The sequence below is a fragment of the Lacticaseibacillus sp. 53-4 genome, assembly GCF_016861805.1.
Lineage (GTDB): Bacteria > Bacillota > Bacilli > Lactobacillales > Lactobacillaceae > Lacticaseibacillus.
In genome coordinates this window covers 13,871-27,372 of the sequence record NZ_BOLT01000029.1, presented here as the reverse complement: position 1 = coordinate 27,372, position 13,502 = coordinate 13,871, and the positions used below count along the sequence as shown (strand labels likewise).

The 13,502-nt window shown below is 52.3% G+C and carries 12 protein-coding genes; 7 read left to right on the top strand and 5 right to left on the bottom strand.

Annotated features, from left to right (window positions below; all coding sequences use genetic code 11):
- Positions 1–170 precede the first annotated feature (170 nt).
- Complete coding sequence (locus JUF21_RS10135; protein ID WP_203664406.1) at positions 171–389, bottom strand: hypothetical protein; 219 nt, start codon at positions 387–389, stop codon at positions 171–173.
- A gap of 402 nt (positions 390–791) precedes the next feature.
- On the opposite strand from JUF21_RS10135, the gene JUF21_RS10130 reads away from it, so the two are divergent.
- The 3 genes from JUF21_RS10130 (at position 792) to JUF21_RS10120 (ending at position 2,781) form a co-directional block, all read left to right on the top strand.
- A complete protein-coding gene (locus tag JUF21_RS10130; RefSeq protein WP_203664404.1) occupies positions 792–1,385 on the top strand; it encodes a hypothetical protein in 594 nt (197 codons plus the stop codon).
- A 707-nt stretch (positions 1,386–2,092) separates the two neighbouring features.
- The gene (locus tag JUF21_RS10125) at positions 2,093–2,290 is read left to right on the top strand and encodes a helix-turn-helix transcriptional regulator (protein WP_203664402.1); all 198 of its coding nucleotides are present in this window, start codon (positions 2,093–2,095) and stop codon (positions 2,288–2,290) included.
- On the top strand, positions 2,287–2,781 hold the full coding sequence (locus JUF21_RS10120) for a DUF3278 domain-containing protein (protein ID WP_203664400.1): 495 nt from the start codon (positions 2,287–2,289) through the stop codon (positions 2,779–2,781). The genes JUF21_RS10125 and JUF21_RS10120 overlap by 4 nt, the downstream gene beginning before the upstream one ends.
- A 156-nt stretch (positions 2,782–2,937) precedes the next feature.
- Here the strand turns inward: JUF21_RS10120 and JUF21_RS10115 are convergent, their stop codons facing one another.
- From JUF21_RS10115 to JUF21_RS10105, 3 genes are all read right to left on the bottom strand, one after another.
- Positions 2,938–4,449: an ABC-F family ATP-binding cassette domain-containing protein gene (locus JUF21_RS10115; protein WP_203664398.1), complete on the bottom strand. Its 1,512-nt coding sequence runs from the start codon at positions 4,447–4,449 to the stop codon at positions 2,938–2,940.
- Between the two features lie 306 nt (positions 4,450–4,755).
- Positions 4,756–6,429, bottom strand: coding sequence for an ABC transporter ATP-binding protein (locus JUF21_RS10110; RefSeq protein WP_203664396.1), 1,674 nt, complete (start codon positions 6,427–6,429; stop codon positions 4,756–4,758).
- Positions 6,430–7,088: 659 nt separating this feature from the next.
- A complete protein-coding gene (locus tag JUF21_RS10105; protein ID WP_203624698.1) occupies positions 7,089–8,027 on the bottom strand; it encodes a helix-turn-helix domain-containing protein in 939 nt (312 codons plus the stop codon).
- Positions 8,028–8,118: 91 nt separating this feature from the next.
- Between JUF21_RS10105 and JUF21_RS10100 the strand changes: the two genes are divergently transcribed.
- Both JUF21_RS10100 and JUF21_RS10095 read left to right on the top strand, forming a co-directional pair.
- Positions 8,119–9,396 carry an MFS transporter gene (locus JUF21_RS10100; RefSeq protein WP_203624697.1) on the top strand — a complete coding sequence of 426 codons (1,278 nt, stop codon included), beginning with the start codon at positions 8,119–8,121 and terminating at the stop codon, positions 9,394–9,396.
- 246 nt (positions 9,397–9,642) lie between these two features.
- Positions 9,643–9,894, top strand: a complete 252-nt coding sequence (locus JUF21_RS10095; protein WP_203624702.1) for a helix-turn-helix domain-containing protein — start codon at positions 9,643–9,645, stop codon at positions 9,892–9,894.
- Between the two features lie 109 nt (positions 9,895–10,003).
- Here the strand turns inward: JUF21_RS10095 and JUF21_RS10090 are convergent, their stop codons facing one another.
- Entirely contained in the window at positions 10,004–10,411 is a 408-nt protein-coding gene (locus tag JUF21_RS10090) for a GNAT family N-acetyltransferase (protein ID WP_203624696.1), read from the bottom strand.
- 541 nt (positions 10,412–10,952) lie between these two features.
- Between JUF21_RS10090 and rsgA the strand changes: the two genes are divergently transcribed.
- Both rsgA and JUF21_RS10080 read left to right on the top strand, forming a co-directional pair.
- Positions 10,953–11,876 carry a ribosome small subunit-dependent GTPase A gene (rsgA, locus tag JUF21_RS10085; protein ID WP_203624695.1) on the top strand — a complete coding sequence of 308 codons (924 nt, stop codon included), beginning with the start codon at positions 10,953–10,955 and terminating at the stop codon, positions 11,874–11,876.
- 1 nt (position 11,877) lies between these two features.
- Positions 11,878–13,491 carry an ABC transporter ATP-binding protein gene (locus tag JUF21_RS10080; protein ID WP_203664394.1) on the top strand — a complete coding sequence of 538 codons (1,614 nt, stop codon included), beginning with the start codon at positions 11,878–11,880 and terminating at the stop codon, positions 13,489–13,491.
- The last annotated feature ends 11 nt before the right edge of the window (positions 13,492–13,502 follow it).

Here is a 13,502-nt window from a genome sequence, read left to right as displayed (position 1 = left end):
AGTACTAACAAGAATAGGTCTTCATGGCCTTTTTGGTCTAGTCGTCAGGGTGTTGCACTTGAATTGTAAACTGGGGTCAAACTAATGCCTCTCCAGAGTGGAACCTGGCTTTCGTTCCCATCATTATAGTCACATTTCAAAGAATCAAAGCTCTTTCAACTGCGAAGTGGCTACCGAATAAACATTTGGCTAAAGCCAAAGACAAAACAGGTAATACCGCTAAGCGTTAACAGAACCCCAATTGCAAAACTCAGCCAGAGTGCGAAAGGCATGAATCCATTGTTAGTGGTCAACTTCCCGGTTTTTAGCTGATTGAAGGTCTTTCTCGTTCCGATGATCTCCCAGAGCCCAACACCAAGCATTGCAATTCCCATGAGCAGTACAATCATAATAATCTCTCCTTCTCGCGGATTACCTGGGGGGCAGCCCTCACTAATCCTAGCTAAGAATAAGTACCAGAAGGTACTGAGCTGGTGCGCCTGGTTCCTGTTCTCGACCTCATTCTAGTCAAACTTAAGCAAGAATTAAAGCCCTTTCATTTGCTGCACTAACTATCTTAAGTTCTTTGTCTTGCCTAAGATAGCAGTCCACCACGGGTCTTATTCAGAGCCTAGCCGAGATAACCAGTTCGCTCACACTCCTACTGGAACACCTATTTACCCGAATCAGTTGGGAATCGGTTTTTGGTTTACCCCCCCCTCTATAAGAGGCGTATGATAAGCGTGTAAGCGATTTCTGTAAGACTCTGCCTCGAGTTCTTTTTTAGCTAGCCGCCCAAGGAGGATTTTATTATGAAGCAAGTGAAAGAGGCTTTAAGCAGACCACCCCTTCTAGCATTTCCAGAAAGGGATGCCCTGACTGTGCTTAACGGTCGAATGTTGATTGGTACACAACTCGTTAATGGTGAAGTGACCTTGCCTGCCAACGGCACTTTTGATCGATTGATTCATGCGGCCAAGCGCCACGAAACCATTGCAACTGTATCTGACAACCAGTTAATCCTTAGTGAGAAGAAAGCGCCAAAGCTAACTCTTGAACCCACGGCGGTAGACGTTTTTATCGCCAAGGTCAACGCACAAGAATTTAGTCTCATGTCTTCCGGCCCAACTTACATCAGCGTTCTTCACTTAGTCGATCAGAATTTTGACTTTTACTTGAGCTTTGCGCGTGGGCAAGCCGCAAAATACCTGATTGAACATCCACAGGGGCTCCCCGTCAATGATGTCATGGGATTAAAGCACATTGATACCGGAAAAACAGTCTTGGATTTTGACCAAGCAATTACCTCGTATGGCTATGATAAATTAGTCGCTGGAACCGAGTTAGCTTTTCTCGACTATAAGGAACCTGCCGCTACCAGCCGGATACGCTCGATTTATCCGTGAAGTCCCGGCTCATACAAACGCTAAAGAGTATCTGGACTTCTGACGCCATGCCAACAAAAGGCCTGGCCCCATCGAGAAATCTCCAAAGATAAGAGATATCCCTTAAACCTAGTTGTATAGAAATGCCCTAATTGCAACGTGCTATAGAATATAGACGTCCGTAATTTGAGCACGTAGGAAAGGGCCTAATATTATGCATATTGGGGTTATATTATTTGGTGTTATCCTAATCATTATTTCCGTTCTTGAGTTTGTTGAAACCAGAAGAATGGTTCACAGACTTCAAACGGAAGGCGGTAAAGACACTTCGTCTTTTATTGGCTATGCCCTTTGGTCTGCAGTCGTCGTGGGAATATTCCTCGCCATTACTGGCGTCGCGGTAATCGTCCTATTCCATTAGCTCACAACCACAATCGTGTCGGGGCTATAACCATTTTGGTGTGGACTTTTGGTGCTGATACTGATCCCGCCAGAGATCCTTGATTCCTTTCTGGATTTTTTGAACGTGAGTCGCAAACACGCGTACTGAGCTGAAACTAAACCTCAGGGCGCGTGCCTTTTTTATCGGACTGTCACTTAGGGGCATTTTTCGCTCAAAGTGACCGTCCGTTTTTTTAATTTTCTGTCATTTATAGTTGACACCAGCAGAATCAGGAAGTACATTATACGTGACAGAAAGTCAATTATAAATGACAGGAGGCGAGTCCTTGAATCGAGTGCGGCAGTACCGCCAGCTGCAAGGCCTTTCGCAGTTGGCATTGGCGCAAAAAATCGACGTGGCGCGCCAAACCATTAATCTCATCGAAAACAACAAATACAATCCGTCACTGGACCTGTGCTTAAAACTCGCCTGGGCCCTCAAAACGGACTTGAACACCCTGTTCTGGGAGGAGGAATTGAAATGAAAAAATCGTGGATGGACCGTTTCGTGATTTACTGCTGGGGCATCACTCAACCGTATGATGAACACGCACGTGCAGAAGTCGGCCACATTTCAACCGTTGCGTTGCTTCTGCTGATCATCTCAGAGTTCCTTGTGTTGATGATTCAGGCCATCTTTAACATTGGTTGGCTGAACGTCGTCGCGCTGGTCATCCTTCTGATTGCCATGGTTTGGGTGAGTGTTGCAATCAGGAAGGCCGGGCTCACAGCGATTGAAACGACCCAGGCAAACCTGCCACACACCCTCCACCAGATAAAGCGAGACGCCGTCAAGTACGGGATCAGCTTCGGTTTAATCGTTGCTAGCATGATGGTTCTCATCGACGCGACCGAAGGGGATTCGGTGAAATGGGTGTTCGCCCTAGCGATGGGCGCAGTGGGTGGCATCTTTTTCGGCCTGGGGACCTATCAAAACGAAAAGAAGCAGATGCGCGTCTTACCAGAAAATGAATGATAATATATAGCCAAAACGGACCAACCTGGCTGGACAAGCAACTTGTCTCGCTGAGTCGGCCCATTTTGATTGGAAGGTAGTTTGCGCCGTTGCGACGATATAGTTCAAGCACGCGCTCAGTCGTAGCCGTAAACTGAGACATCATTTTGAAGAGGGTCACTCCCCTTTTTGCGCAATGCTAAGTTTCTGATGCAGCGCCTGCAGCTCAGCAGGATCAGCGTCTGGGTCCGCGAGCAATTTGTCATAAGCAAACCTCAGTGCTGAAATATCCTGAGTTCTTGGGCTGGTTTGCAAGACCGGATCAACCAGCTGTTGGTGCACAAAATTCAAACTGCGGGTCGCCACGGCTTCGCGAAATACTTGGTCGTGACTGACAAACAGGATGCTGCCAGGATAATTCTGCAGGAACACGGTCAAAGCCTGCAACGCAGGAAGATCCAGGAAATTGGTTGGCTCATCAAGGATCAGACAATTACTTGCGCTCACCAGTATCGTTAAGAGCTGCAGCTTAACACGCTCGCCGCCGCTCAACTCGCGGACTAACCGATCGTAGAAGCGCGCGGGCAGCCCGAACGCGCCCATGACCTGGCGAGTGCGGCTCATCGTCAAAGTCGTGGCTGCTGCCATGGTTTGGTCAACCGTGCGCGTTGTCTCGAGCTGCAACAGATCCTGATGGAAATAGCCGATTCGCGTGTGGTCAGCGATTCGGACCCCGCCCTGCCGCTTCACAATCGCCTCTAGCAGCGTGGTTTTGCCCACCCCGTTCGCACCAGTCACGGCTAACCGCTCGCCTGGTCGCAGGTCAAAGGTGGCGTGACGCAGCAGCGTGCTGCTCCCACGCGCCAGTGTCAGGTCGGCCACTCGCAAAACATACTTGCCCACCAGTGGCGGTAGTTCGCTGGCAACTAGCTTAACCATTCTGACCTGCGTTGGCTTCGCCGTCTTCAACTGCCGCTCCGCCCGGACCGCCATGGCTTTAGCACTGCGCTCGAGTTTGGCCGCATTCAACTCACGGGCACTTTTGGTATCTTGGCGTTCGTTGTTTCCCATGCGCCGGCTGCCCTTGCGCACTCGCACGGCCTTTTCTTTCCGCTTCTGCGCCGCCAAGGCCAGTTCGTGTTGAACCCGCTGCTCATGCCGATACGCCTTCTTCGCCTCATTTTCAGCCTCACTGCGCGCTTTTTCATATGCCGTGAAATTGCCCGTAAAGCTTTGAAAACGGTGGTCTCGGACCGCCCAAATCTCCTGCACAACATCGTCCAACAAAGCCCGGTCGTGGGAAATCAGCAGCAGCGTTCCCTGGAAATGGATCAGTTGCTGCCGCAGCCAACTCTGATGGCCTTCATCCAAATTTGCCGACGGTTCGTCCAAAATCAGAATGGCTGGATTTGCGGCCAGTGCACTGCGAATCAGGGCAATGACTTTCTGACCCCCTGATTTGTCGGCGCTTGGCGGCAGTTGTGGGACCAACAAAACGTTGCGGTTCCCGCTAATCTGGCCAGTATAGGCCTGGTCTTGACCGGAAATCATACGCGCTAAAGTGGTTTTCCCAGCACCATTAGCACCGATAATGCCGATGCGCGCGCCAGCATTGGCGCGCAGTCGAGTGGTTTTAAATAATACTGTCCCCTCAATTTCTTTTGTGACCTCATTAATCAATAATGTCATGAAAATTCCCCCTTGGGTGGGGATCGCTGGCCACGGCCAGTGCACACAAAAACGCCGATGACTAGTCCAGTCACCGACGCTGAATTTGGCTCACTCAGCGCAACGCTTCGATCCCCACCGTTGACGCACTGACCCCTTGAAGCGGTCAGTAGTTAACAATGGAAGATTGATTAGTTGCGCATTGTTTGTAAGCCCTCGTACTTTCTTAAGATGGACTCAGAATATCACGATGAAGCGGTCAATACAACTGTTGCCTGTGCTCGGTTCCAACCCTCGACTCTATATTTCTGCGGCGTTACTTGTGGCCTACCCAAGGTCGTCGATGGCAACATTCGTGCTGACATTGCCATCAGTTACTCGAATAATATCATCGGCCCTTTCCAGTAATCTCCGTGAGTAATTATGAGTGATGTACATAAACCCAATATTTAACTCAAACAGTAAATCCTCCAGATCTGCGGCACTCCTGCGGTCAAGGCCACTCGACAGCTCATCAAAGATATAGAACTGTTTCTTCATGATTAAGTTTCTTGCCAATCCGATCCGCTGTCGTTCACCACCTGATAATAGCGTCCCGTTGGTGCTGACATCCTGATTCAACAATTCGGATGCTTCGGCTTTCGCGTTGGCAAGACCGACATCAATTAGTGTCTTCTGAATCTCATCCTCAGAAAAGTCGTGCGAGAACATGGTGACATTCTCCCGAATTGTCCCATTGAATATATAAGTGTGCTGTTCCTGAAATCCGATATATTTGTGGGCAAGCCGCACGAAGTCAGGGTCGTGGCTTCCAAATATCGAGATTTTGCCTTTGACTTCAGCTTGATAACCGAATAAAACATTGACCAGAGTACTTTTCCCAGCCCCACTCTCGCCCACAATAATCGTTCTATCGTTCTTGGGAACAGCCAAGTTGACGTGATTCAACAGCACCTTGCCTGCGTTTAGTACCGAGACGTTTTGATAAGAAATTGCGTTCTTAACACCTGGGGCGTCTATCCCAATAGCTCCTTCTGTTGGCTCGTCTGTCTCACCTGACAAGCCGACACCGGCAGTGTTCAGCATCCCGCGATACTCATCATATGCGCGTATGCCACCCAAAAATTCAGGAATGATATTGCTTAAGGATTCAATGGGGAAAGAAATCGACACCGCCAGCTGCGTGAAAGCCAGAAAAGCACTAAAGGTCAGCCGATTATGTATGATCAAATAGCCGCCAATGACCCATGTGCCAAGATAGACAACATCACCGAGAAACTGAGAGATTGAGCTCACGATTTTCTTAACTAACAGGTCGCTATTTTCCGACTTCAACAGCGTATTTAAACTCTCTGTATGTAAGCCGGCAAAGATTTTCTCCCTGCCCAGGTTCTTAATCGTTGAGATCCCGTTCAGCCAATTCGTAATCTTGTCCGTGTATAAGCCGAGATTCTTGAGTACGGGCGTTTTTACGCGCCGCAGCGGGCCGCGCACCAGAACGGGCAATAGCACTGCCGGTATCTCTAAGATCAGTACAAAAAAAGTCAGCTGAACATTGATTACCAAAGCATAGCAAATAGAAAAAATAAACTGAAGTGCCAACGAATACATGTCTAGCGCCGACTTAATGTAGCTCTCCTGAACAATATCGACAGTCGAGGTCAACATCGCAATCCGAGAATTGTTTTCGTGGTTGGTATATTTGGATAGGTTTTCCCCAAGAAATGTTTGAAAAGTAGAATCTCTTAGAATCGAGACAGAAGTGTTAATCACTCGCCCCTTTAAATATCCTCCCAAGAAGTTCACTAGAGCCGTCACTATCGAGAATGAGGCCGCAAACGCCACAACTAGTGTGAATGAAATTTTTAAATTACCCTGTGCCACTTCGCTCAACACTTGAATCACCCAAGCATAGGAAACTGTCACAGTCGCGTGAATCATAGTAAATACAACGAACATTACCACAAGTAACGGTCGCTTTCTAAATAGCGCTTTAATCATTACGTCTTCCTCGATTCTGTTTTTGGTTTCCTACTGTGCTGATAAGACCGGTAGAGGTTCCTTATTCCGTTTTCAACACAGAGATTCCAAAAGAGGGCTCCCACCGAATCCCTTTTTCATCTCATCGGGATCACGTAGGCAAGCCTTAGACTGCAGTATCAGAAATAAATGTATTGGGTTACCCATGCAAGACCGGTTTTATGGCACAGAAAAACTCTGGACTGCAGAACATGACCAATTGTCATCCGCAGTGCCGATGGCCTTTTTCCGACAATATGGGAACCCGCTTCAAATATTGGTTCGAAATGATGCAACCGTTATGGCATGACTGCTCCTCCATAAAAGAAAAGACACCCTTGAAAAAGGCTGTCTTTCACGGCCGAGCATTGTGTCAGCACTTAATCAAAGCGCCGGTTGCACAATGCTTTTCCTTTCGATTAAAGCCAATATCCTGTCATTCTTTTGTCTGAGTACTGCTCAAGGAACGTCGACCTTTTCGCTTAATGCCTTCATCGTTTGACCTGATTTCGCGTTATTGAACTTAGCCTGACTGCTCGGCTCTTGTTTTTGATTTTGGATACTATTAGAATAGTATCACGTTATATTAGAAAATGCATCAAAAATCTTATCCATTTCTAATTATTGTTGGGTAACTCAGATCAGAACTGCGAATACAGAAAAATTGGATTAGTCGGCGGGTCCGCCTTCAGTGAGCTCAGGATATCGTTAAAGTCATTGGCCCACTGACTGAGTCCCAACTCCGAAAACTGCTGAATGACGTGTTCGCAAGTCGCGATGCCAGTTTCTCGTTTACCCAGTTTGATTTGGACCCAGCCGTTGAAGAATTCGATGGCAAAGACCTGATTGGCGTTGCGTTTTTCCACCGAATTCATCATCTTCATCACTTGCACCGCGGCATCCATCTCCTCTCGGGCCATCAGGCTGGTCAACGCGGCGACTGCCAGTTGCAGATCAATTTGTTCATAACTGGGACTGCGCTTGAGGACGCGGCTTCGTTTCAGCGCGATTCGCAATAGCCGCACCATCATTTCCGAACCCAACGCCGGCGTAAACGCAATGAATAGATAACATTCATAAACGCCCCAGTTATCGACCTGCTGAAGGTAGTGGGTAATTGGTGCCTGAGCCCGGGCCAGGGTTTTGCTATCGATCGGCTTCTGCAAAATCGCGTTCATTGTCTGGTAAAACAGCCAGATGAAGTGATTTTTGCGCGTCGGCTTACTGCGGTATGCGGCTTCAGCACTGGCAATATGGCGATCTAGCTCTGCCCCTACTGAGACATGACTGATATCGAAGAAAAACGCCATAAAGGGAATGTTAGCCTGCATGCGAGCCAATGGATAATCTTCTCTCTCATCCGGATCCATTGTTGCCTCACGCATCCCCAGCAGAAACTCTTCAATCGCCACATTCAGCGCATTCAGCAGCGCGGTGAACCGGCTGACCGTGATGTCACTTTGCCCGCGCTCAAAACGCGAAATAAAACCTTCTGTCAGCCCAGTATCCGCCGCCAGCTCGGCCAAAGTTACGTTCTTGCTTTGCCGCAGCTCCCGAAAATACGGCCCGTATTTTTGCATGCGCTCAGCTCCTCTTGCATATATGCATATTCTGACCGGGACGACCTCGCCTGTCAACTATGCTTGGGCCATCAGAAAAGAGGTCATCATTATGAAAGAATATCTTGCCAATCGTCAGTTCCGTGCGCTGGCGAATTCCGATTTTCTCAGCGCCATCGGCTCCGTTCTATTCAACCTAGTCTTCCTGATCTACGCACAGACGCTGCCGTTCAAAACGCTGGCCCTGTCGCTGGTGTCGATCATCAACCTGCTGCCAACGCTGTTCATGATCCTGAACGGGTACTGGGCGGATCACACCGACCCGCGCCGCCGCTTCAAGCTGGTGGTCGGACTGCGCGTCGTGCAAGGCCTGCTGTACGTTGGGCTAGCCTTCCTGATCCGCCAGCCAAGCACTCTGCTCATCTTCGGACTCCTACTGGCCATCAACTTCAGCTCCGACCTGATTGCGGACTTCACCTCCGGCCTGCTGCTGCATTACGAGAAAACGTTCATCAAGCAGGACGCGTACGCCAGCGCCATGGGCTTCAGCAGCGGTATTCGCAACGTGATCTCCATGGTCTTCCAAGCGTTCGGCGCGAGCCTGATTCTCGTCTTGCACAACAACTTCGCCCTGTTCGGCTTGATCAACGCAATCAGCTTCGTGCTGGCCGGCGTCGTGCTGTGGCATGACCGCCACGCCTTTACCCAGGCGGATACCAACGAGCACGCCAAAAAGGTGCAGGCCCCAGCTGCACCTGCCGAAAACGTCAAGACCGGGATCTTCCGCGCCTTCGCCTTGCTTTACGAAGAGAAACCGATCTTCGCCATGGTTTTCCTGGCGATGGGTGTGAACACCCTTGGCACCTCAATGGACGGCCTCACTTCAGTCCTTCTGGCGAATACCAAAGCGCTTTGGCTCGGCACGTTTGGGACGACCGTGGCTGCGGTCAACATCGTGGGGGCACTGTCGATCACCTTGGCGGCACTGTTCATGCACGACGGCTTACAGCGTGTTCCGCTGGCCGCCTTGACCGGCATCACGATGGGGTCGCTTGTTGTGTTTGCCATCAACATGGTGTGGTGGCAGCAGCCGGCAGTTATGCTGGCGAGCATGATCGTCGCAAGTTATCCCATCGGCAAGATCAACCCGCGCCTGCAAAGTATGATTATGGGTAAGATTGACGACCAGCACTTGGCCGCGACCTCCTCTGTGATCGATACGGCTTCTTTAGTCGGCGCACCGCTGGGTACCGTGCTTTTCCTTGGCATCGCCAACCTCAGCTCACCCCAAACCGCCTGGATCGTCTTTGGCGGCTGCGCGGCACTCATGGTCATTGCCGCTATACTGTGCGCCATCAAATGGCCGGACAACGAGCCAGTGGCAGCCTAGCTCGGATGCTTTCTGTCTGAGCCTCATCATTCCTCGTGGCAGACTGAATTGGTGCTATGCTGATGATATATATGCTATCATTGGGACGTGAACTAGCCTGAGTTCGGATCATTCACAAGTCCGAATGACCATTATTTGTCCGTGGCCTACTATCGTGTCTTGCCAAAAAGGAACGAACCAGACGTAATCGGACTGAATTCGAGAGTGAGGAAACCATTGGCCGCAAAAACTACCGAAATTAATGACATGATCAACAAAGACCTCAAAGATCCAGAATTCAAAGCGGAATATGAAAAGCAGATGGCGTCACTGGAAAGCGCCGCTGCGATTATGCAGGCCCGTGAGGCTGCGGGCGTCACACAGCGTGAACTGGCGCAGCGCTCCGGCGTCCCACAAGCCACCATCGCCCGTATCGAACGAGGGGCCAACACTAGCGTTGCAACGATGACTAAAATCGCTGTGGCGCTGGGAAAAACAGTAAAAATCGAGATTGTTTAAAACAACCCTCTAGTCATTTCAGTTAATAACAAGAAGGGTATCACTACAAGGAATCCAGCAAAAGTTGTCGTTTGGTCTGCTGCCTATGAAGAAGCTGCAGGCCTATTTTTTACCGTCGGTCCAGAACCATCGCATTGCCGTATTGAGCGCCCACTGATTTAAACCCGAACTGCTGATAAAAGGATCGCGCCTGCGCCGTCGGTTCGGCGATCAACACTACCTGGCCAACGTTGGGAAACCGACCCAGCATTTGCTTAACCAGCGCAGTACCGATGCCCTGATGCTGACGAGCGGGCAGCACCAGCAGATCCTGGAGATACAGAACCGTCTCGCCATCTGAGACACTGCGTGCGAGCCCCACTACTTGCTCCCCTTCGAGCGCGGCTAAACTGGTCGCTTGCCGGATTGCGCGTTCTGTTTTCGCCCAATCATCGAGGTAGCGAGTCCAACCATTTTGGTCATACAACGGTTTGAAGTCGACTTTTTCCGGTGAAACCTGCCAGTGATAAGTAATCATGCTCATGCCTCCGTCTGCGGCCGCAGGGTAACACCGCCACACTTTTAAATCCAGTGTGCCCTACCGATTCCAATCAATCAATGGCATGTTAACTCTACCTGCTACCCGCCTCAAATTCACAAACACGGCGTTTTTCTCAAAGGCTGTGTTGGCTCTGTCGCTAGTATTCTCGGTGTTGCTGGAACGTAGGCGGCCACTGCATAGGCTGACGAGTTTGATTAGTTGGCCTGATGAACCACGTACACCCGGATAGTCATTCTGAACATTATTGCCGCTTCTGGCCCATATGCGCTTTTTGTTGACACTTCCAAACCCAAGTTATATGCTTAGCCCATCAAAAATAAAATCTTCACAAGGAGGCAACCCATGATGACAAACTTTAAGACGGTAACATCGCAAAGTTTAATCGTGTCGCGTCGGCTGACGCGTAGCCTCCCTGGGGACAAGCTCTAACCATTAGTTTTCGCCTCTAGAGGACCTTGCAGCAAGCCGACTCGTGTTGGCTTGCTTTTTTGTGCCAAGATTCTTTGGAGGCTTTCATTTGATAAAAACTGATTCAACTGTTCTTCGTGGGCAGGTCTCGTTTCAGGCCCAGGACCGTTTTGACCTACTTGCTGACGGTGAGACACTGCCGGCAACGCTCAGCGGCAATTTTCGCCGCACGCTTAAGCAGCAACACACCCAACTGGTGGTCGGCGACTGGGTGAGCGGCACGCTGCAAGCCGGCAGCATGCGCATCACAGCGATGCAGCCGCGCACCAGCCTGCTGGCCCGTAGCACGTCGAGCCGTTTTCGCGAGTCCGGCGGCCAGGCCATCGCCGCGAATCTGACCACAGTCGTGATCGTCACCAGCGCCAACCACGACTTCAACCTCGAACGCTTGCGCCGCTACCACGCAATTGCCACGGTCAGCCGCGCCCAGCCGGCATTTTTGATCACAAAAACGGATCTCATAAGCGACGCTGCCTTGGCCAAACTGAACGACCAGCTCACCGCGACCTTCCCAGGAACCTCGGTGTACACGCTCGGCGCTGATCAGGAACCGGCCGTGAAGCTGGCGGAGCTGCTTCAACCCGACGCGTGCCTAGCACTCATCGGTTCGTCCGGCGTCGGTAAGTCCACCCTGGTCGGCAAGCTGACCGGCGAGGCCCTGTTCACCAAAACCATCCGGCAAGATGACGCTCACGGCCGCCACGCGACGACCAATCGCCGCCTGTTCGTCCTGCGCACCGGGACGCGGCTCATTGATACCCCGGGCATGCGGGCGGTGGGCGTGGCCGCGGCCAGTGCCGGGTTTGCCGCGCAGTTCGCGCCGCTCGAGGCCCTCGCGGCCAACTGCAAGTTCCGCAACTGCCGCCACGTCAGCGAGCCGGGCTGCGCGGTCAAGGCCGCGGTGCAGGCGGGCACACTGCCTGAGGCCACTTACCAGGCCTACCTGAAGTATCAAGCAAAGGCGGCGCGTTAATATGCGCCTCAACCAATATTTTCTACGCCACTGGCGCATGGGGCTGCTGGTCTCGGCCCTCCTGGTTGCCGGCACGGTCCTCAACACGGCCTACACCATCACACTGGGAAACATTCTCACGGCGCTGGGCCGCCGCTCGGCATCGGACACGCTGATGTGGCTCGTGTCGACTGCCATCGTCCTGGCCCTCTTTTCGCTGCAGCATTACCTTGAGCCCGTGGCCGAAATGGCGGTCAATGAGGCGATGGGCCTGAGCGTGCGCCGCGACATCACCGCCCGGCTGGCGCACACCAGCGCTGAGCAGTTCCATCAGCAGCCCGTCCCCGAATATGTGTCGTGGCTGACCAACGACCTTTCGACCATTAACGATTACGGGTTCGAGAATACCTGGATGGCGGCGGGGCAGGCGTTGCAGGTCGTCATCGGCGGGGCGGCGCTGCTGCACTACAATTGGTCGCTCACTGTTCTGGTGTTCGCGCTGAGTCTGCTGATGCTGCTGGTTCCCCGCTTCTTCACGAAAAAAATGAACGCCGCCAATGCCGCCGTCTCAACGGCAAACGGCCAGCTGACCACGGTGGCGACGGATCTGCTCAACGGCTTCGGCCAGCTGCTGATGCTGAACCAGACGCCGCGGCTAACGACCGGCGTGCAGCAAGCCGGCAAAAGGCGCGCCGAAAAACGCGTCGCCTACGCCAAGGCCAGCAATCTGTTTTACTCGGTGAACCAAGGCGCCGTTTCGGCCTGCATGCTGGCGGTGCTTGGCCTAACTGGCTACCTCTACCTGCAGGGCAAAGTGCCGCTGGGGGTGTTCTCCACCAGCGAATCCCTGGCCGGCGCGATTTTTAGCTCAGTCATGGGCTTGACTGAAAACCTGGCGGAGCACCAAACCGTGCAGCCGCTTTTGGACAAGTACCAGGCTGTGCCGACCACCGACGACACGGCTGGCCAACCCGTTGCGCCGCTGCACCAAGCCTTAACCCTCGACCGTGTCGGCTTCCGCTACCCAGATGCGGGCCAGCCGACGCTGGCAGACGTCAGCTACGTTTTCCGCGCCGGTGGTCACTACGCAATCACGGGGCCCAGCGGCATCGGCAAGTCCACCCTGCTCAAGCTGATTGACGGCAGCCTCACCCCCACCGATGGCCGAATCGCGTTTGATGGCCAGGTGCTGATGACGATTGCGCCGCGGTCCCTGCACGAACAAATCGCCGTGGTCGACCAGCAGCCGCTGCTGTTTAACACCACGCTGAGAGACAACCTGTTGCTCGGTCAGCAAGCCACCGCCAGCCAAATCACGGCCGTGCTCGACCAGGTCGGCCTGGCCGCCTTTGTTGCCACCCTGCCAGAAGGACTGGATACCAAGATCGATTTTGCCAGTGCCAATCTTTCCGGTGGCCAGAAGCAGCGCGTGGCGATTGCCCGGGCGCTGCTGGCCAACCGCTCAGTCCTGCTGCTCGACGAGGCCACCGCGAGCCTTGACCCCGCTTCCGCCGCGGCCATCGACGAACTGACCCTCAGTCTGCCGCTGACCGTCATCAGCGTCACGCATCACCTGACCGCGGCGACGGCCAAGCGGCTAGACGGAATTTTAAAGCTGGGCTCACCGTCAGCTTAATCAGGTATAAT